At 41.9% G+C, this 15202-nt stretch carries 16 protein-coding genes; 5 read left to right on the top strand and 11 right to left on the bottom strand.

Features of this window, described 5'->3' with window-relative positions; translation table 11 throughout:
* The first annotated feature begins 84 nt into the window (after nucleotides 1-84).
* Nucleotides 85-1533 carry a 4-hydroxyphenylacetate 3-hydroxylase family protein gene (locus R50345_RS13000; protein ID WP_042127136.1) on the top strand — a complete coding sequence of 483 codons (1449 nt, stop codon included), beginning with the start codon at nucleotides 85-87 and terminating at the stop codon, nucleotides 1531-1533.
* 180 nt (nucleotides 1534-1713) lie between these two features.
* Here the strand turns inward: R50345_RS13000 and R50345_RS12995 are convergent, their stop codons facing one another.
* Nucleotides 1714-2973 carry an MFS transporter gene (locus R50345_RS12995; RefSeq protein ID WP_081954074.1) on the bottom strand — a complete coding sequence of 420 codons (1260 nt, stop codon included), beginning with the start codon at nucleotides 2971-2973 and terminating at the stop codon, nucleotides 1714-1716.
* A gap of 230 nt (nucleotides 2974-3203) precedes the next feature.
* Between R50345_RS12995 and R50345_RS12990 the strand changes: the two genes are divergently transcribed.
* The gene (locus tag R50345_RS12990) at nucleotides 3204-3785 is read left to right on the top strand and encodes a TetR/AcrR family transcriptional regulator (RefSeq protein ID WP_042127134.1); all 582 of its coding nucleotides are present in this window, start codon (nucleotides 3204-3206) and stop codon (nucleotides 3783-3785) included.
* A 119-nt stretch (nucleotides 3786-3904) separates the two neighbouring features.
* Nucleotides 3905-4282, top strand: coding sequence for a PilZ domain-containing protein (locus tag R50345_RS12985; protein WP_042127133.1), 378 nt, complete (start codon nucleotides 3905-3907; stop codon nucleotides 4280-4282).
* 114 nt (nucleotides 4283-4396) lie between these two features.
* Here R50345_RS12985 and mnhG read toward each other — a convergent pair whose 3' ends face one another.
* The 7 genes from mnhG to R50345_RS12950 form a co-directional block, all read right to left on the bottom strand.
* Nucleotides 4397-4801: a monovalent cation/H(+) antiporter subunit G gene (mnhG, locus tag R50345_RS12980; protein WP_042127130.1), complete on the bottom strand. Its 405-nt coding sequence runs from the start codon at nucleotides 4799-4801 to the stop codon at nucleotides 4397-4399.
* Nucleotides 4776-5069 carry a Na(+)/H(+) antiporter subunit F1 gene (locus R50345_RS12975; RefSeq protein ID WP_042127128.1) on the bottom strand — a complete coding sequence of 98 codons (294 nt, stop codon included), beginning with the start codon at nucleotides 5067-5069 and terminating at the stop codon, nucleotides 4776-4778. Before R50345_RS12975 ends, mnhG begins: the two co-directional genes overlap by 26 nt.
* Entirely contained in the window at nucleotides 5069-5542 is a 474-nt protein-coding gene (locus R50345_RS12970) for a Na+/H+ antiporter subunit E (RefSeq protein WP_042127126.1), read from the bottom strand. The genes R50345_RS12975 and R50345_RS12970 overlap by 1 nt, the downstream gene beginning before the upstream one ends.
* A gap of 5 nt (nucleotides 5543-5547) precedes the next feature.
* Complete coding sequence (locus tag R50345_RS12965) at nucleotides 5548-7026, bottom strand: Na+/H+ antiporter subunit D (RefSeq protein WP_042127124.1); 1479 nt, start codon at nucleotides 7024-7026, stop codon at nucleotides 5548-5550.
* Nucleotides 7023-7358: a Na(+)/H(+) antiporter subunit C gene (locus R50345_RS12960; protein ID WP_042127122.1), complete on the bottom strand. Its 336-nt coding sequence runs from the start codon at nucleotides 7356-7358 to the stop codon at nucleotides 7023-7025. The genes R50345_RS12965 and R50345_RS12960 overlap by 4 nt, the downstream gene beginning before the upstream one ends.
* Nucleotides 7358-10222, bottom strand: coding sequence for a Na+/H+ antiporter subunit A (locus tag R50345_RS12955; RefSeq protein ID WP_042132136.1), 2865 nt, complete (start codon nucleotides 10220-10222; stop codon nucleotides 7358-7360). Before R50345_RS12955 ends, R50345_RS12960 begins: the two co-directional genes overlap by 1 nt.
* A gap of 125 nt (nucleotides 10223-10347) precedes the next feature.
* A complete protein-coding gene (locus tag R50345_RS12950; RefSeq protein ID WP_231574176.1) occupies nucleotides 10348-10986 on the bottom strand; it encodes an adenine nucleotide alpha hydrolase family protein in 639 nt (212 codons plus the stop codon).
* Nucleotides 10987-11318: 332 nt separating this feature from the next.
* Here R50345_RS12950 and R50345_RS12945 point away from each other — a divergent pair, with 332 nt between their 5' ends.
* Entirely contained in the window at nucleotides 11319-11651 is a 333-nt protein-coding gene (locus tag R50345_RS12945; protein WP_042127118.1) for an ArsR/SmtB family transcription factor, read from the top strand.
* An 18-nt stretch (nucleotides 11652-11669) separates the two neighbouring features.
* A complete protein-coding gene (locus tag R50345_RS12940) occupies nucleotides 11670-12203 on the top strand; it encodes an SRPBCC domain-containing protein (RefSeq protein WP_042127117.1) in 534 nt (177 codons plus the stop codon).
* A gap of 130 nt (nucleotides 12204-12333) precedes the next feature.
* On the opposite strand, the gene R50345_RS12935 is transcribed toward R50345_RS12940, so the two are convergent.
* The 3 genes from R50345_RS12935 to R50345_RS12925 form a co-directional block, all read right to left on the bottom strand.
* On the bottom strand, nucleotides 12334-13458 hold the full coding sequence (locus tag R50345_RS12935; protein ID WP_042127115.1) for an amidohydrolase family protein: 1125 nt from the start codon (nucleotides 13456-13458) through the stop codon (nucleotides 12334-12336).
* Nucleotides 13459-13632: 174 nt separating this feature from the next.
* On the bottom strand, nucleotides 13633-14385 hold the full coding sequence (locus tag R50345_RS12930) for an alpha/beta hydrolase (RefSeq protein ID WP_042127113.1): 753 nt from the start codon (nucleotides 14383-14385) through the stop codon (nucleotides 13633-13635).
* A gap of 10 nt (nucleotides 14386-14395) precedes the next feature.
* Nucleotides 14396-15196, bottom strand: a complete 801-nt coding sequence (locus tag R50345_RS12925) for an alpha/beta hydrolase (protein WP_042127111.1) — start codon at nucleotides 15194-15196, stop codon at nucleotides 14396-14398.
* Nucleotides 15197-15202: the final 6 nt, after the last annotated feature.

Here is a 15202-nt window from a genome sequence, read left to right as displayed (position 1 = left end):
ACTCGGTGTATGGACAATGTACAAGAAGAATTATGATTACGTACATTAAAAATATTAATACAGCTCTCCAAAGAGGTGGAACGTGTGCCTATTAAAAATGGTAATCAATACATCGAACGAATCGATCGGCAAAATATCAATATCTGGTACAAAGGAACGCGTATAGAAGGGCCCTTATCCAAACATCCTGCATTTCAAGGCCTCATACAAACACAAGCCGAAATGTACAACATGCAGTGTGACGAACGTTATTTAGCACAGATGACCTACCCTTCGCCTGATACTGGAGAGCTTGTTGGTCTATCTTTTCTCCCGCCCAAAAGTGTTGAAGATTTAGAACGTCGAAGAAAAATGATTGAACTCTGGTCGAGCAGACATCACGGTTTTTTAGGACGTTCCCCAGATTATATGAACACGGCGATCATGTCTCTGTTCACTGCTGCCGATATCCTTGAGGATCTTAATCCGAAATACGCTGAGAACCTCAGGAAATACTATGCCTACTGCCGAGATCATGACATTACATTATCCCATGCCTTCATCCAGCCTCAAGCGAGTAAAATATCCGGTCAAATTGATGCTACTGAGGATTCTATTGCAGCTAAAGTTGTAGAAATCAATGATGAAGGGATGGTTGTAACCGGTGCTTTTATGATGGCAACACAAGGGGCTACATGCGATGAAATGCTTGTATTCCCCACCCCTTCACCATCTCTTGTGGATGATGATAATCCCTTTGCGTTTGCCTTTGCAGTGCCTAATGATTTACCTGGGATGACTTTTGTTTGCCGTGAAAGTTACGCAGCCACATCTACCTACGACCATCCGGTAAGTTCAAGATATGAAGAAATGGATACGCTTGTTATATTTGACCGCGTGCTTATCCCTCATGATCGAATATTTTATTACGGCGATGAGGTTTACTGCGCCCGATTGTTTAGCGAGAGTCACTTTCATACGCATATGGCCCACCAAATCATCACCCGCTATATTGCTAAAACTGAGTTCTTTCTCGGTCTGCTAGAATCTTTGGCAGAAGAACAAAATGCTGTCCTCGAGCCCTACACTCTCCTGCCGATTTCCAGAATAATAACATTTCTAGAAACATTCAAAGCATTAAGACTTGCTTCTGAATTAGGGGCATCCCATGATCGTTTTGGATATCTCGTACCTGATAAAGGCCCCCTACTGGCTTCAACCATTCACTTTTCAGAGCTTTATCCAAAGATGATTGAGATGGTTCAAAATCTCAGTTCAAGCGGTCTCATCATGATCACCTCAGAATCCGACTTCACTTCAAATGCCGGTTCGTATCTCCATCAGTATTTGAAGGGTAATGTCTCGGATGCATGGTATCGAAATGCCTTATTCCGGCTCGCATGGGAACTAGGAGCGGGTGCATTCGGCGGTCGTCAAACCCAGTTTGAACGGTTATTTTTCGGAAATTCAGAAACAATGGCCTGGCGTATGTACAACAGCTATGATAATCACGAATACTTCCGTCAGATTATTCACGAATTCATTCATCAATAGATCTAATTGAGCTTGTGTTTATTCTTCATGTTGAATTGCCCTTTTCGAATGCTCCACAGCCAGGCGATATGAACCAGTATAGCCTTGGCTGGAGCGTTAAGCTTAGAAATTGTACCTATTAATAAATCAAGTCTTCCCAACTACCCTCGCGAGATCAGCGTTACTATTCATCCCTACGGGTTACTCCTTTGTTAATGACCAAAATAGAAGAGCCAAAGCACTCACAATTGCACCTAATAAACTCACTCCGTTCCAGCCAAAGTAAACATAGATACTGGTTGATGCAATCGACCCAGTGGCGCTGCCAATGGAATAGAAAATCATATAGCCGGCAGTAAGCCTACTGCGTGCCTCAGGCCGCAGAGTAAGAATCATGCTCTGATTGGTGACATGTACGGCTTGTACTGCAAGATCAAGAAGGATAATACCAACGATTAATGCAAGAAGTGAATGTTGAACATAACTTATGGGCAACCATGATATGAGCAAAAGAATCAAGGCTACACCGGTGGTCTTCTGCCCTAAACCTCGATCGGCGAGACGACCTGCTCGCGCTGCTGCTAAAGCGCCTGCAACACCTGCGAGACCAAACGCTCCAATCGCTGTATGTGAAAGGGAAAACGGTGGGGCGCTGAGAGGTAATACTAGAGACGTCCATAATATACTGAAAGCGGTAAAAATCATCATGCCTAGTGCAGCACGGATTCTAAAAGTTCGTTCCTGAGCAAACAACGTGAACATTGAACGAATCAACTGTAGGTAAGATAATGATTCTCTTTTGTGCTCATAATGTGGCAGCACCCGAAACAATACACATGCCATGATTAGTGTTAATACAGCGGAAACAAGGTAGACAGAACGCCAACCTGCTAAATCCATTAATATGCCAGCGAAAGTTCGCGCCAGTAGAATACCAATTACGATTCCACTTGTCACAACACCAACGACACGCCCACGTTCAGCTGGAGCAGCCAAAGTTGCCGCGAATGCAACGAGCGTCTGTGTCACTACGGCAAGAAACCCAACCGCTGCTATACCTATGAATAACACAATACTGCTGGTGGCAGTACCAACGACAATTAAAGCCAATACGGATAGGAGCATCTGTCCAGCGATCAGCCAACGCCGATTTAATAGATCACCCAGAGGCACTAGTAATAACAGTCCAAGTGCATAAAAAATTTGAGTGATTGTAATAACAAGTCCAACGAATGAATGAGAAATACCAAACTCGTTCGAAATAGCGTCCAGTAAAGGTTGCGCATAATATATGTTAGCAACAACTATTCCGCAGGCGATGGAAAATAAAAGTGCCACATTACGAGATATTATTGATACAGGCACTTGTTCCGACGCTCTAAACCCTCCTTGTACTTTTTCAGCTTTTTTGACTGTTTGATCCGCTATAATAGCTTTCGATTCCTCAACAGATTCCCCCAAAAATAACGCCTCCTGATTAACGTTTATCAAATTTTTAAATTACATACTAAACGGTACGTAATTATGTTTGCCAAATATAACTCTAAAAAAAGATAACTGTCAATAGATACTTTATAGGGCAAGAGAATTTATTAAAACTTAACTGTTTATACTTCCATTTCATATTGACATAATGGTTTTCACACCATAAAATCATATCATACCGTTCGATATGAAAAGAGGAAGTTACTATGGCTCGACCACGCGAATTTGATGAGGAAAAAGCATTGGATGCAGCTATGCAAGTATTTTGGGAAAAAGGGTTTGAAGCTACCTCTTTGAGCGACCTGACATCAAGAATGGGTATCCAGCGGCCAAGCATCTACTCAACCTTCGGAGACAAAAAAGGACTATTTGAAGCTGCGTTGCGGAAATATACAAGTTCTCATGCAGCCTATATTCGGAACAAACTTCAAAACAGTTCTTCTGTTAAAGAAGCTTTCCGTGCCTTCTTTGAAAATATGGTAGAAAAAGAATATGGGCAAAATCCGAACTGGGGATGCTTTTGCATTAATTCGATGGTTGAACTTTCACCCCATGATGAGAAATTCGAGGTCCTAACAAGAGAACACCAGATGTATCTCTCGGTAATATTTCAAGAAACGATTGATCGAGGTTTGCGCTCAGGTGAGCTTGATCCCACTATTAATGCAAAGAGTTTAGCGCAGACCCTAGTCATATCCTTAATTGGACTTACTGTAATCATGAAATCTCGTCCTGAAAGATCATTTGTAGATAATTCTGTAAAAGAAATACTTACATTATTACGATAAAATCAAATAATCAGGTAGGCAATTCTGTAACTTCTAAACGTAATTATGTTTAATAGCTCTTCACAAATCCTGCTTTTCTGTCGATAATTTAAATGAGATGGAAAAGTATGGAGGAGCATATGAACACTAATCGCAGAAATGAACCTTTTCGATATACCCTTAAAGAACCTGTAACCCTTGATCTTCATATTCTTAGTATTAACGGAATTCAGGTTCCTTCTAAGCCTGTAAGAGCTGTACTATTTAACATCAGTCGAACAGGCTGCCACCTATCGTTACCCCTCAACATTAATCCAGAAAATAATCTGGTTCGGATTGGTATGGAAATGGATCTTACAGATGAATCTATTTACTTAGAGGGAATCTTGAAATGGAATAGAGAACAGCAAGACGGTTTCCATTATGGTATTCAATTAGACATTCCTGAAGCAGATATTGAGTGTCTTCCGAGGGTGCTGCGCAGGCTTGCTGGAGAGGGTAAAATATCAGTACGTTGAGATGTTAACAAAAGAATAATACTCCATGAATAAAAAAACAAACCCGCGTGCAAACGCGGGTTTGTTACAGTTATTGCTGTTGTTATTGAAAATCAAGATTCATTCCTAGGTCTTCTACCTTTGTTCTTGAGGTATATCCTGTTCAGGGGTTGCTGGTATAACTTCCTCTTTCTCCAGCACCTCTTTTAAATCATCCTGAATTCTTCGATCCCAATGAGGAACACCGGAACGATACGCCGCTCTGCCTGTTAGGTGGGCGGATAAAGGTGCAGTTATAAATACGAAGACAATCCCTAGTAATAGCTTTGCACTAATATGATCCTGAAATAATGCAAAATATAGAAACGCCCCGACCAAGACACATAAAACACCGAGAGTCGCACTTTTGGCGGCAGCATGTGATCTTAGATAAACATCAGGGAGCCGAATCAAACCAATAGCACTTACGGCGCTAAGCAATGCCCCCATTAGAATTAACAAGGCAAACAGCAGCTCACCTGCAGTCTTGATCATTTCCATGTTCTAGCACCACTCCCCTTTCGATATATCTAGCAAAGGCTGTCGTTCCGATAAAGGAAAGAATTCCAATCAACAAAATAATTTCTATAAAGGCCTGCGTTTCGAGAAAAACAGATAAAACGGCTACCATGGCTAGCAGATTAATTCCGATCGTATCCAGTGCAGCCACCCGGTCAGGTAAAGAAGGTCCTTTCACCAAACGCCAAGCACATACGCCGATAGCTAGAGCCATGATCGTAATGGATATCATAAGAATAAAATGGATCATTAGCGGGTCACCTCCTGTATCGCACGCTCAAAGGTATCACGGATATTGGCTCTGAACTGTGCAGGGTCATCAACATCCATAGCATGAATATACAAAGTCCGATTATCATCCGAAACTTCAAGCACTACCGATCCGGGAGTCAGGCAGAGCATCGTGATTAACGTTGCCACTTCCCAATCCGATTTCAGCTCTGTAGTATATTTGAGGATAGCTGGACGTATATTAAGCTCCGGTCTTAGAACGGCTTTTACCACTACATAACTAGAAACGACCAGCTCCCGCAGCAGCAACAGGATTAGCTTAATAATCGCCCACACTTTACCAAGATATAACCTGGGCCAGAAGCGCCGCATTCCGAGTAGAATGAGTATACCGAGCAGGAAACCAATGACGAAACGCGGTCCAGTCCAGTCATTGTGCAGAAACATCCACAGGAATGCTATCATGAAATTCAATAATAGTTGAAAAGCCATAGTATCTACTCCTTCATGACAGCGTTAATGTATAATGCTGGATCAGCCAGTACAGCTCCGGCTTGACTGACATATCCGTTTACCGTCTCAGCACCTACACCCATCAGAATTACAATCGCGAACAGAACAGCTGCCGGTGCCATCATAGCTTTATAATGAAGCGGTTTGACTTGTTCTTCCCTTTTCTCTCCACCCCAAAATACCTGCTGGAATACCTTGATCAAGGAATATAACACGATAAAGCTGGATGCAAGTGCAATAAGCGCCAGAACTACGTGATTCTGTCCAAATCCACTACGTACCATCATCACTTTTCCAGCGAAACCACTAAGTGGTGGAACACCAACCAACGCCAAAGTCAGTACAAAAAACATCCAGCCGGTCCACGGATAACGTCGGATTAAACCACCCATTTCTTTTAAACGGTCGGTGCCCGATGCTGAGATAATCAACCCACCCAGGAAGAATAATAATGCTTTAGCAACCATGTCATGCATTAAATAAAACACTACACCATTTAACGAATCCTGAGTCGCAACAGAAATCCCAAAAGCGATAAATCCAACACTGATGATGATATTATAATTAAATATTCGGCTCAGATCATTGTAAGCCAATGCACCGATTGCACCAAGTATCATCGTCGCTCCCGCCATCCAGGCAATCAGTGTATGGGTGAGACCCGGATCTTGAACAAAAATCAATGTAAAGGTACGTGTAATTGCATACAATCCCACTTTCGTTAACAATGCCCCAAACAGTGCCCTAACAGCCACAGGTGGCGCGCTATAAGAGTCCGGAAGCCAGAAAAAGAGCAGCAACCCTGCCTTTATCGAAAATACGATCAGCAGCAGGACCGCAATGACATTCATTACTCCGCCTTGTCCCGCCTCAGCTACACGCATAGATAGATGCGCCATATTCAGTGTTCCTGTCGCGGCATATAAATAAGCAAGCGTCGCTACGAACAAGGAAGAGGAAATTACGTTTACTAACACATATTTTAACGTCTCTCTCAGTTGACCTTTGGAGCCACCAAGTACAATTAGTGCGTACGAGGCAACTAACAGCACCTCAAAGCAAACGAATAAGTTAAACAGATCTCCGGTGAGAAACGAGCCGAACACCCCAGTTAATAGAAAATGGAAAAACGGATAGTAATAAAACCGTTCTCTTTCTTCCCCAATGCTCGCGAAGGAAAAAAACAGACAAGCCGCACCAACAATGGCACCAATTAGCACAAGTAGTGCTGCAAACATATCAGCAACAAACACAATGCCATAAGGCGGAAGCCATCCACCCATATATAGGGTCTGGATGCCTTTTGTACTTACCTGGTACACAATGATTCCAGCAACCAAGATATTTATAAATACACTAACCGCACTGATAATACGTTGCAGATCCACTCGTTCTTTTAGAAAAATCAGTATAACTGCCGTAAAGGCCGGAATCAGCAGAGGCAGCACTAGCAAGTTGTTCATTGTCTCTCCTCCTTGGTGCCTTCCACATCATCCGTACCCGTCGAACGGTAAGTCCGATATGCCAAAACAATGAAGAATGCTGTTACTCCAAAACTAATTACAATGGAGGTCAAAATAAGCGCCTGCGGTAACGGATCTACATATGCCTCCGCTTTTTCACCTAGCAATGGTGGAGCACCTGTCTTGAGACCCGACATCGTCAGCAGCAATAAATGAACACCATGGGTAATTAAGTTAGTACCCAGTAGGATGCGCAGCAAGCTTTTGGAAAGGACTAGATAAACACCTACAGAAAACAATACGCCGATCGCCAAGGCAACAATAAGCTCCATTAGCTATCCCTCCCGATCGTAAATATGATATTCATTGTGACACCAATTACAGCTAGAAAAACACCGAGATCAAAGAACATTGCAGTGGTTAGTTCTGTTTTGCCCATAAGCGGCAATTGGAAATATCCAAAGGTTTGGCTCAGAAAGGGTACGTCGAATATAAATGAGCCTACACCGGTAAGAAAAGCAATGGAAATCCCGATCGCGATTAACTTACGGTAATTAATAGGCAGCACCTTCTCAACCATATCCATTCCAAAAGTAATTGCGAGTAGTACCAAACCAGCAGAAGCCATCAAAGCTCCAATAAATCCGCCTCCCGGATTATTATGACCGGCAAAAAACAGATATAGCGAAAATATTAGAATGATAACGAATGCTACTTTAGCTACTGATTGCAGCAACACATCATCACTTCGAGAATAACGTGGCTTATTATATTTAACAGCTCTCTTCAGTTGTTCAGCAGCTGAATCTGCATCCAACTGCAGCTTGATCATGGAATAAATAGCAAGTGAGGCGAGGCCTAGTACCGTTATTTCAAACATGGTATCAAAGCCGCGGAAATCAACGAGCAGAACATTAACAATATTTTTACCGCCACCCAGAGTATAGCTATTCTCCACATAATATTTCGAAATGGATTCAAATGGACTACTACCTAAAGCAGCAAGTGCAACCAAGGTCATTGTTACGCCCATCCCGATGGAAATAATTAGTTTAAGCAAGTGCGCACGAGGTTTGAGCTTCTCTTTTTCCAACCTAGGCAAATGCCGGAAACATAGCAGGAACAAGGTAACAGATACCACTTCAACTATCATCTGCGTAAGCGCCAGATCAGGAGCTCGGAACAGAACAAAGAGCAAAGTAACCATATAACCAACCATTCCTGTTAACAAAATGGCTGTTATTCTGGAGCGTACAAATGGAATAGCCAAAGCACCTAGAAGCAGAACCATTACAGCAATAACTTCAAACAAAGAAAACGGAGTATACTCAGTCGTACCTAGTGTGATTCCATCTGAATACCATACGACTCCACAAATCGTTACGATCAAGAAGGAAAAAATATACATTAAATAATGTCTCATGGAACCAGTCATGTAAGAACCAGTCACCCATCTAGAGAATTTCTCAACCAGCCGGATTACTCCGTCATAGACATGATTTAAAGTGTAGCCACTGCCCCATTCTTTATCGACCAGACTTAAGCGGCCATAGATTCGGTATACAGTAATACCAAGAATCACAACGCCAAGTGTCATCCATACTTCTGGTGTAAAGCCGTGCCAGAAATGGATATTCACTACAAAGGGCTCTCCGGTCTGCAAGATGGGGTGAATAGCATTCATTGCAGGGATAATAAGAGTTTTAGATAATATATTCGGGAAAAAACCGATAAATATAGACAGCACTGCAAGCAGGCACGGGGCAAGCAGAAGTCCAAATGGGGCTTCATGCGGTTTTTTGTCCAGCTTCTCAGGCTGATATTTTCCGAAAAAGGTGTGAAATACCAAAATCATACTGTATGCAAAAGTAAAGACGCTGGCAATCCAGGCCAAAACCGGGAAGAGCGTAAACAACGAGGGAATAGAGAATATATCCAAGTTACGGATATTCAGGACAGCTGTAAAAAACATCTCTTTACTTAAAAAACCCGAAAATGGCGGCAAACCAGCCATGGAGAAACTGCCGATCATCGCTATCGTAAAGGTAACCGGCATAATGGAAATCAGTCCGCCTAGCTTTCGCAGGTCCCGGGTACCTGTCTCATGGTCAACTATACCGACCATCATAAACAACGAGCCTTTAAAGATGGCATGGTTAATAAGATGAAAGATAGCCGCTGTTGTTGCAGCAGTATAAAAGACAGCTTCTTCTCCTATATAAAATGCCGCTGCCGATCCCATTCCCAGCAATCCCATAATCAGTCCAAGTTGACTAATTGTTGAATAGGCTAATAGAGCCTTCAGGTCCGTCTGCTTCATCGCCTGGATAGAACCATAAATCAAGGTGATCAAACCGACGCCTGACACAATCCAGAACCACTCATATTGCCCCGCAAAAATAGGGCTGAAACGGGCGACAAGATACAATCCGGCTTTAACCATCGTTGCCGAGTGAAGATACGCGCTAACGGGTGTCGGTGCCTCCATGGCATCCGGCAGCCAGATATGGAACGGGAACTGAGCTGATTTAGTGAATGCGCCTAACAGAATTAGTAGCATCGCTGGAATAAACAACGCATGCCCACTGATATCGCCAACCTCACTCCAAATTTCCCGAATACTAAAGGTGCCTGTCATTACATACAGCATCAAAAAACCGGCAAACATCGCTAAACCACCGAATACGGTAATCAGCATTGATTTCAGAGCACCATACCGCGATTTTTGCCTCCGATGCCAAAAAGCAATTAACAGAAATGACGAAACACTTGTTAATTCCCAAAAACCGTATAACACCATCAAGTTATCCGAAAGTACAACGCCAAGCATCGCACCCATAAACAACATTAGATAAATATAAAAAGGTGTCAACGCTTCTTTTCGTCGGTCCAGATAAAAAATTGAATAGATAATTACAAGGCTACCCATTCCAGTGATTAACAAAGCAAACAGTAAACTTAATCCATCCAGATGGAAAACCAAATCAATTCCTAGTGAAGGAATCCAAGAAATCGTTTCATAACCCAATTCCCCACCCTTAATAACGGGAATCCGGGTTAAAAAATAAATAAACAATGCGAGCGAACCGGGGAAAACAAACCATCCTCTATGAAGGTTGGATGCCCTCTTGGTCAAAAGTGCGATTACTAAGGCCATTAGAAACGGAACAAGTATGATTACATGCAGCAAAGGCAGTCCTCCTTTTCCACTTGAGCTTATCAAGTTGTGAACTTTAGTACTTACTTTTTTACCAAAAGCCAAAGATCATATGATTGGAAGGGCCTAAAGTAAAGGCCCTCATGTGATAAGAGCACTCCCGATTATAAAGTATCGGTTAATGTGCCATCACAAATATGCAAATATCTAGCCTTTCCATCTTCTTGCTCAATTCTGAATAAACCGTTCTCAAATTCGGTGTGTAGTTCGTGAAAGAACTTCCCTTTAAGCGAATACTCTCCCTTGGGTTCATCACTGAGCTGATACTCATCCCCATTTTTGACCAGGTAGGCGATAACGCCTTCCTCATGGGTTTCTTCCAGACCGGCGCGCATCCGCTGAACGGCCACGACGTGCAGATCCATCATTTTCATTTTACCAATGAGTTCATTGACGAAATTGCGTTTGGTAAGCTCCTGCCATCGAGTTTGAGCAGATTGTCCGATGACGATCTGTGTAACCTCATTCATTTCAGCAACTTCTACAATAATATCTGTTGTTTTCCGGCCTTCACGTTTCCGAATGATAAATTCTGCGCCAGCTTCATCGGCAAGACGTTTCCAGACCGTCATATACATTTCTTTGCTCTGATTATATTCATCAATGTCCGAACTATCGACATTTAATACAAACAATGGCGCCCCTATTATTTCAGACAATTGGACACCACGCCGGATTAAACGTTCCCCATGCGGACCATAATGAACACAAACCATGATTTTTTCATTGTGTATGACCTTCACCCTCCTGTTACAAGGCTAAGAAAAACAAAAGGAGCCTACTGGCGTTAGGCCCCTTACGTAATTCAAAACCTGATAAGTTATACTTAATTATATCTATTCCTATGTTTATTGTAAAGTTTGATGGTTGTCATGGAACTTATTTCTTCGTAATGCTTGTACTATGCCCTTCTATTGAAGTTCTCATTCACTGTATTATTTCAAATTTCTAACAACATAAACTTCGTAATCCCTTATAGAAATATAGATTTTTTAAATATTCCTTTACGAGAATATTCTCCATATGGTATATTAAATTGGCGGATGAATTCAATGAATCGAAGTGATACTTGTTTATGAATACTAACGTAATGAGTGCTTTAGCTGAGCCTAATCGTATGCAGATCGTTGATCTATTACGCGACAATCCCTTAACCGTTGGAGAAATCGCGGATAGTCTTCAGCTACGGCAGCCTCAAGCATCCAAGCATTTGCGAGTTCTCAGCGAAGCGGGACTTATTGAAGTTCAAGCTGTTGCTAATCGGCGCATTTGCAAGCTCCGCCCAGACCCTTTTAAGGAATTAGACACTTGGTTAGAATCCTACCGCCATATGTGGGAGGAACGCTATGATCGACTGGATGATTACTTGCAGAAGCTACAAAGCAAGGAATTAGATAATGAAATATAAACGAGGAGGATCTATCCAATGACAAATTCTAACCCAACTAACCAACTAGTATCCAAAGTTGAAGGCAGCACTTTAATATTAGAGCGTATTTTCAAAGCTCCGCGTGAGCTAGTTTTTAAGGCTTTTTCTGAGGCTGAGCATTTGAAGCATTGGTGGGGGCCAAAAGGTTGGACGCTTCCTGTATGCCATGTCGATTTTCGTCCAGGAGGCACTTGGCATTATTGCATGAAATGTGAGGATAAGAATCAAGGTGATTTCTACGGCATGGAGTCTTGGGGCAAGGCGCTTTATCGGGAAATTACGATCCCGGAGCAAATTATTTACACAGACTGGTTCTCAGATGCAGAAGGTAATATTTCAAAAGATCTGCCTGAAACACTAGTCCAACTAGATTTTATCGAACTGGATGGTCAAACGAAGTTGGTTAACACCGGGAAATACGCCTCTCCAGAAGCGCTACAACAAGTGATCGATATGGGTATGCTACCGGGTATTTCACAAACCTTTGATAATCTTGATGTACATCTTGAGAATTTACAAAAGAGCAACTAAAGAAGACATGAACGGAGCATCAGCAGCTTAAATAAGTTGGTTATCTAATATATAGGTAAAAAATAGGACGATGCAGAGTGCTTATTGCTACTTCGTCCTATTGCTATTTTATCCCTGTGTATACTCACATCTAATTGGTTTCTGCTAAAATTTGTCCAGCTTCAGCCTTTGACAAATTCTCTACATGATAGATCGTTCCCGTTTCTTGTTTTAGCTTCCGGATTAACTCAAGCTGAGTATCCGTAGCCGGTTGAGCCTTGATGACCGCATCCAAATTGTCATGAGCTATTTTTCGGGCAAGCCCAGGATCATCGAGCAAATCAAGCATTTGGTACATCGCATCAATTGCAGTTTTCTCACTGCCAATCCCATAACCGGAATCTGTGCTGAGCATGAATCGATCCGGAAACTTCTTCATAACTGGAATAAATTGCTCGGGATTATTTCCACCCTCAACGTTGTAAACGGAAAACCCAGCAAAAAAATCAGCGTAAAGATTGGGATGCTTGGACAACAACCGGTCAATCTCTTCAGGAGTATTATAGGCATTGATATGTCCAAAAATAATGATAGTCTTCGGATGTTCCTCCAACGCTTGCTCAAGTTTGGCGACAGCAACACCGTTTGGCGGATCAATATGCAATAAGATCGGTGCTTTATATTCAGCGATAATATCATAGATTTGCGGAAGATAACCATCCATAGGATCATTAGCTTTCCATGCCACCTTGGATACCACCGGAGACATCGTAGAAGCGCCTACCACTTCACCCAGACCAAAAAAACCCATTTCTAAATTATTCCTCACGACTGTTAGACTTTCCGGATCATGCAAATCAAACCCCGAAAAATACGGAATAATTATATTGGGATATTTCTGATAAGCCTTCCATGCAAATTTATCTGTAAGGATGGCGCTAGGCTCCGATACATCTCCAAACATAACAACCTGCTGCACCCCTTTATCTTTCCACGTCCTCAACATGCCCAAATATTTCAGAGCACTGGCATCATGATTATGCGCATCAATTAAACCCAGTTCTTTGTACTTGGCAGATAAATCTGTTATAGCTACCTTGTCATCATCAGGAATAATGCTAGGTTCATTTGTAGAAGCTTCTGTAATCTCCGTTGTCTGAGCAGCATTTTCATTCACAGTTACTGTTTTTATCTCATTTTCTTTACTAAAATAAATAATAAACACACCTGCCAATATTATCAGAATACCAGCGACCCAATACCTATACTTCTGCATGGCTCATCCTCCATTTTTCGAAACATATCAGTAAGATCGCTAAGTACTCATGAAATAGTGAAACAGGATCGTTCACACACGCTCTCTTGATTATATTGCCATTAAAAATATATTTTGTAAATTAAAAAGATAAATAGGTGAACGCAAGGTTACTCCCTATGCTCTTCCCTTTATTCATTTTGCGGGAAACAAGTACCTGATGCTATTCGGAAAATATTGCAGGAAAAACGTATCATGATGTGTCCCCAACGGATCTGTCTCAAACTTCACCCGTTGATCCGCTCCATCTATCTTCCCTTTTATAATATCATAAGCACGTTTGCTATTAGGCACCATGTCCTTCTGCACATTCGTCTTGAGGATACCTTCCTGTTCACCAACATACATATAGACGCAGAACTCCCTATCTAGCCTTGCTTTCTCCATGTAATGTATAAAATCTTTAAACCACACAGATGCAGATATGAGTATAAAATTATTAAAAACATCCTCATTTTTATACATCGCGTACAGACTTATTAATCCACCTAGTGAGACACCGCCTAAAGCTAATTTCTTCGACTCATTGGAGATGCGAAATAAACTTTTTATATAGGGTACAAGATCCTGATAGACGTAATTCAGATAATCATCACCCTTCCCCCCAAAGGACCAATCCTTAAAAAGAGCGGGCATTTCCCAAGGTGTATATTCATCATTACGAAGCTGAGGATCAATTCCGATAAAAATAACCGGTTCTGTAATCCCCTCCTCCACATCCCTTTCTATATCAGCAATCGACTCTTTGAACAAGAAATCTCCATCCTGTAAGAAAACCGCCGGGAAGTTTCGTTCAGGAAACAAATGATATGCTTTAGGGAGATACATGGTAATTTGTCGCCCTATATGTTCGAAAGTAGTAAGTTCTCCTAACATCATTTTCGTCATATCCCCCTCCTTAACGGTTCAACATACGGAACGCTCTGCTCATGATGGTCGGCACTACTGACGCGTGGTTTTCATCTGGCGCTACGTAATGCTCAACCTGTAAATTAGGCAAAGCAAACTCACTCATTTTTGAAAATAATATCTTAGCGTCATCGACCATAAACGCCTCTTCACTGCCTACTGTGATCAGTAGCTTTCGGTTCACGGTTCTTATCGATTGAGCCTTGTTATAGAACTGGTCCGCATACGCCAGAATTTCATGATTATTCCACCAAATCGAAGGGCTGGAAGCCAAATAATATTGAAATAGCTCCGCTCGAGTAAATAGCGTCCAGAGAACAAATAACCCGCTTAGTGAGTGACCAAACAAGGCTTGCTTCTGTTGATCGACATTATATTTTTCATAGACACGTGGCATTAATTCTAACTCTAAAAAAGATAGGAACTTTTCAGCACCCCCATGTGGCCCTATATCAGCATTTTTTAATCGATCTGGATATATATACTGCTTTGCAGACGGCGTGAAATCATAAAATCTTCTTTTAGAGACTTCTTCATCTGAACCATAATGTCCAATGCCAATCACGATTGCCGGTGCTATCAAAGTTTTTGGAGCATTTCTGGATTGCAATTTCACGACATCCCGGCCCAATTGAAAATATGAATTACCATCGAGCATGTAATAGACGGGAAATCCATTATCGGGAGCTTCTTCCCTCGGAAGTGAGACCTTTATATCATATGTGTATCCCATATACTGAGATTCTAGTTTCCATGATTCTGTGCGTTCGAGCTCCACTTGTGTTGACATTTGTTC

The organism is Paenibacillus sp. FSL R5-0345 (genome assembly GCF_000758585.1).
GTDB lineage: Bacteria > Bacillota > Bacilli > Paenibacillales > Paenibacillaceae > Paenibacillus_AQ.
This window is presented reverse-complemented; position numbering and strand designations above follow the sequence as displayed.

Bases quoted from the DNA above. Each gene is read 5' to 3' on its own strand.
- R50345_RS12990 (WP_042127134.1), top strand. From the start codon at position 3,204: ATGGCTCGACCACGCGAATTTGATGAGGAAAAAGCATTGGATGCAGCT.
- R50345_RS12985 (WP_042127133.1), top strand. From the start codon at position 3,905: ATGAACACTAATCGCAGAAATGAACCTTTTCGATATACCCTTAAAGAA.
- mnhG (WP_042127130.1), bottom strand. From the start codon at position 4,801: ATGGAAATGATCAAGACTGCAGGTGAGCTGCTGTTTGCCTTGTTAATT.
- R50345_RS12975 (WP_042127128.1), bottom strand. From the start codon at position 5,069: ATGATCCATTTTATTCTTATGATATCCATTACGATCATGGCTCTAGCT.
- R50345_RS12970 (WP_042127126.1), bottom strand. From the start codon at position 5,542: ATGGCTTTTCAACTATTATTGAATTTCATGATAGCATTCCTGTGGATG.
- R50345_RS12965 (WP_042127124.1), bottom strand. From the start codon at position 7,026: ATGAACAACTTGCTAGTGCTGCCTCTGCTGATTCCGGCCTTTACGGCA.
- R50345_RS12960 (WP_042127122.1), bottom strand. From the start codon at position 7,358: ATGGAGCTTATTGTTGCCTTGGCGATCGGCGTATTGTTTTCTGTAGGT.
- R50345_RS12945 (WP_042127118.1), top strand. From the start codon at position 11,319: ATGAATACTAACGTAATGAGTGCTTTAGCTGAGCCTAATCGTATGCAG.
- R50345_RS12940 (WP_042127117.1), top strand. From the start codon at position 11,670: ATGACAAATTCTAACCCAACTAACCAACTAGTATCCAAAGTTGAAGGC.
- R50345_RS12935 (WP_042127115.1), bottom strand. From the start codon at position 13,458: ATGCAGAAGTATAGGTATTGGGTCGCTGGTATTCTGATAATATTGGCA.
- R50345_RS12930 (WP_042127113.1), bottom strand. From the start codon at position 14,385: ATGACGAAAATGATGTTAGGAGAACTTACTACTTTCGAACATATAGGG.
- R50345_RS12925 (WP_042127111.1), bottom strand. From the start codon at position 15,196: ATGTCAACACAAGTGGAGCTCGAACGCACAGAATCATGGAAACTAGAA.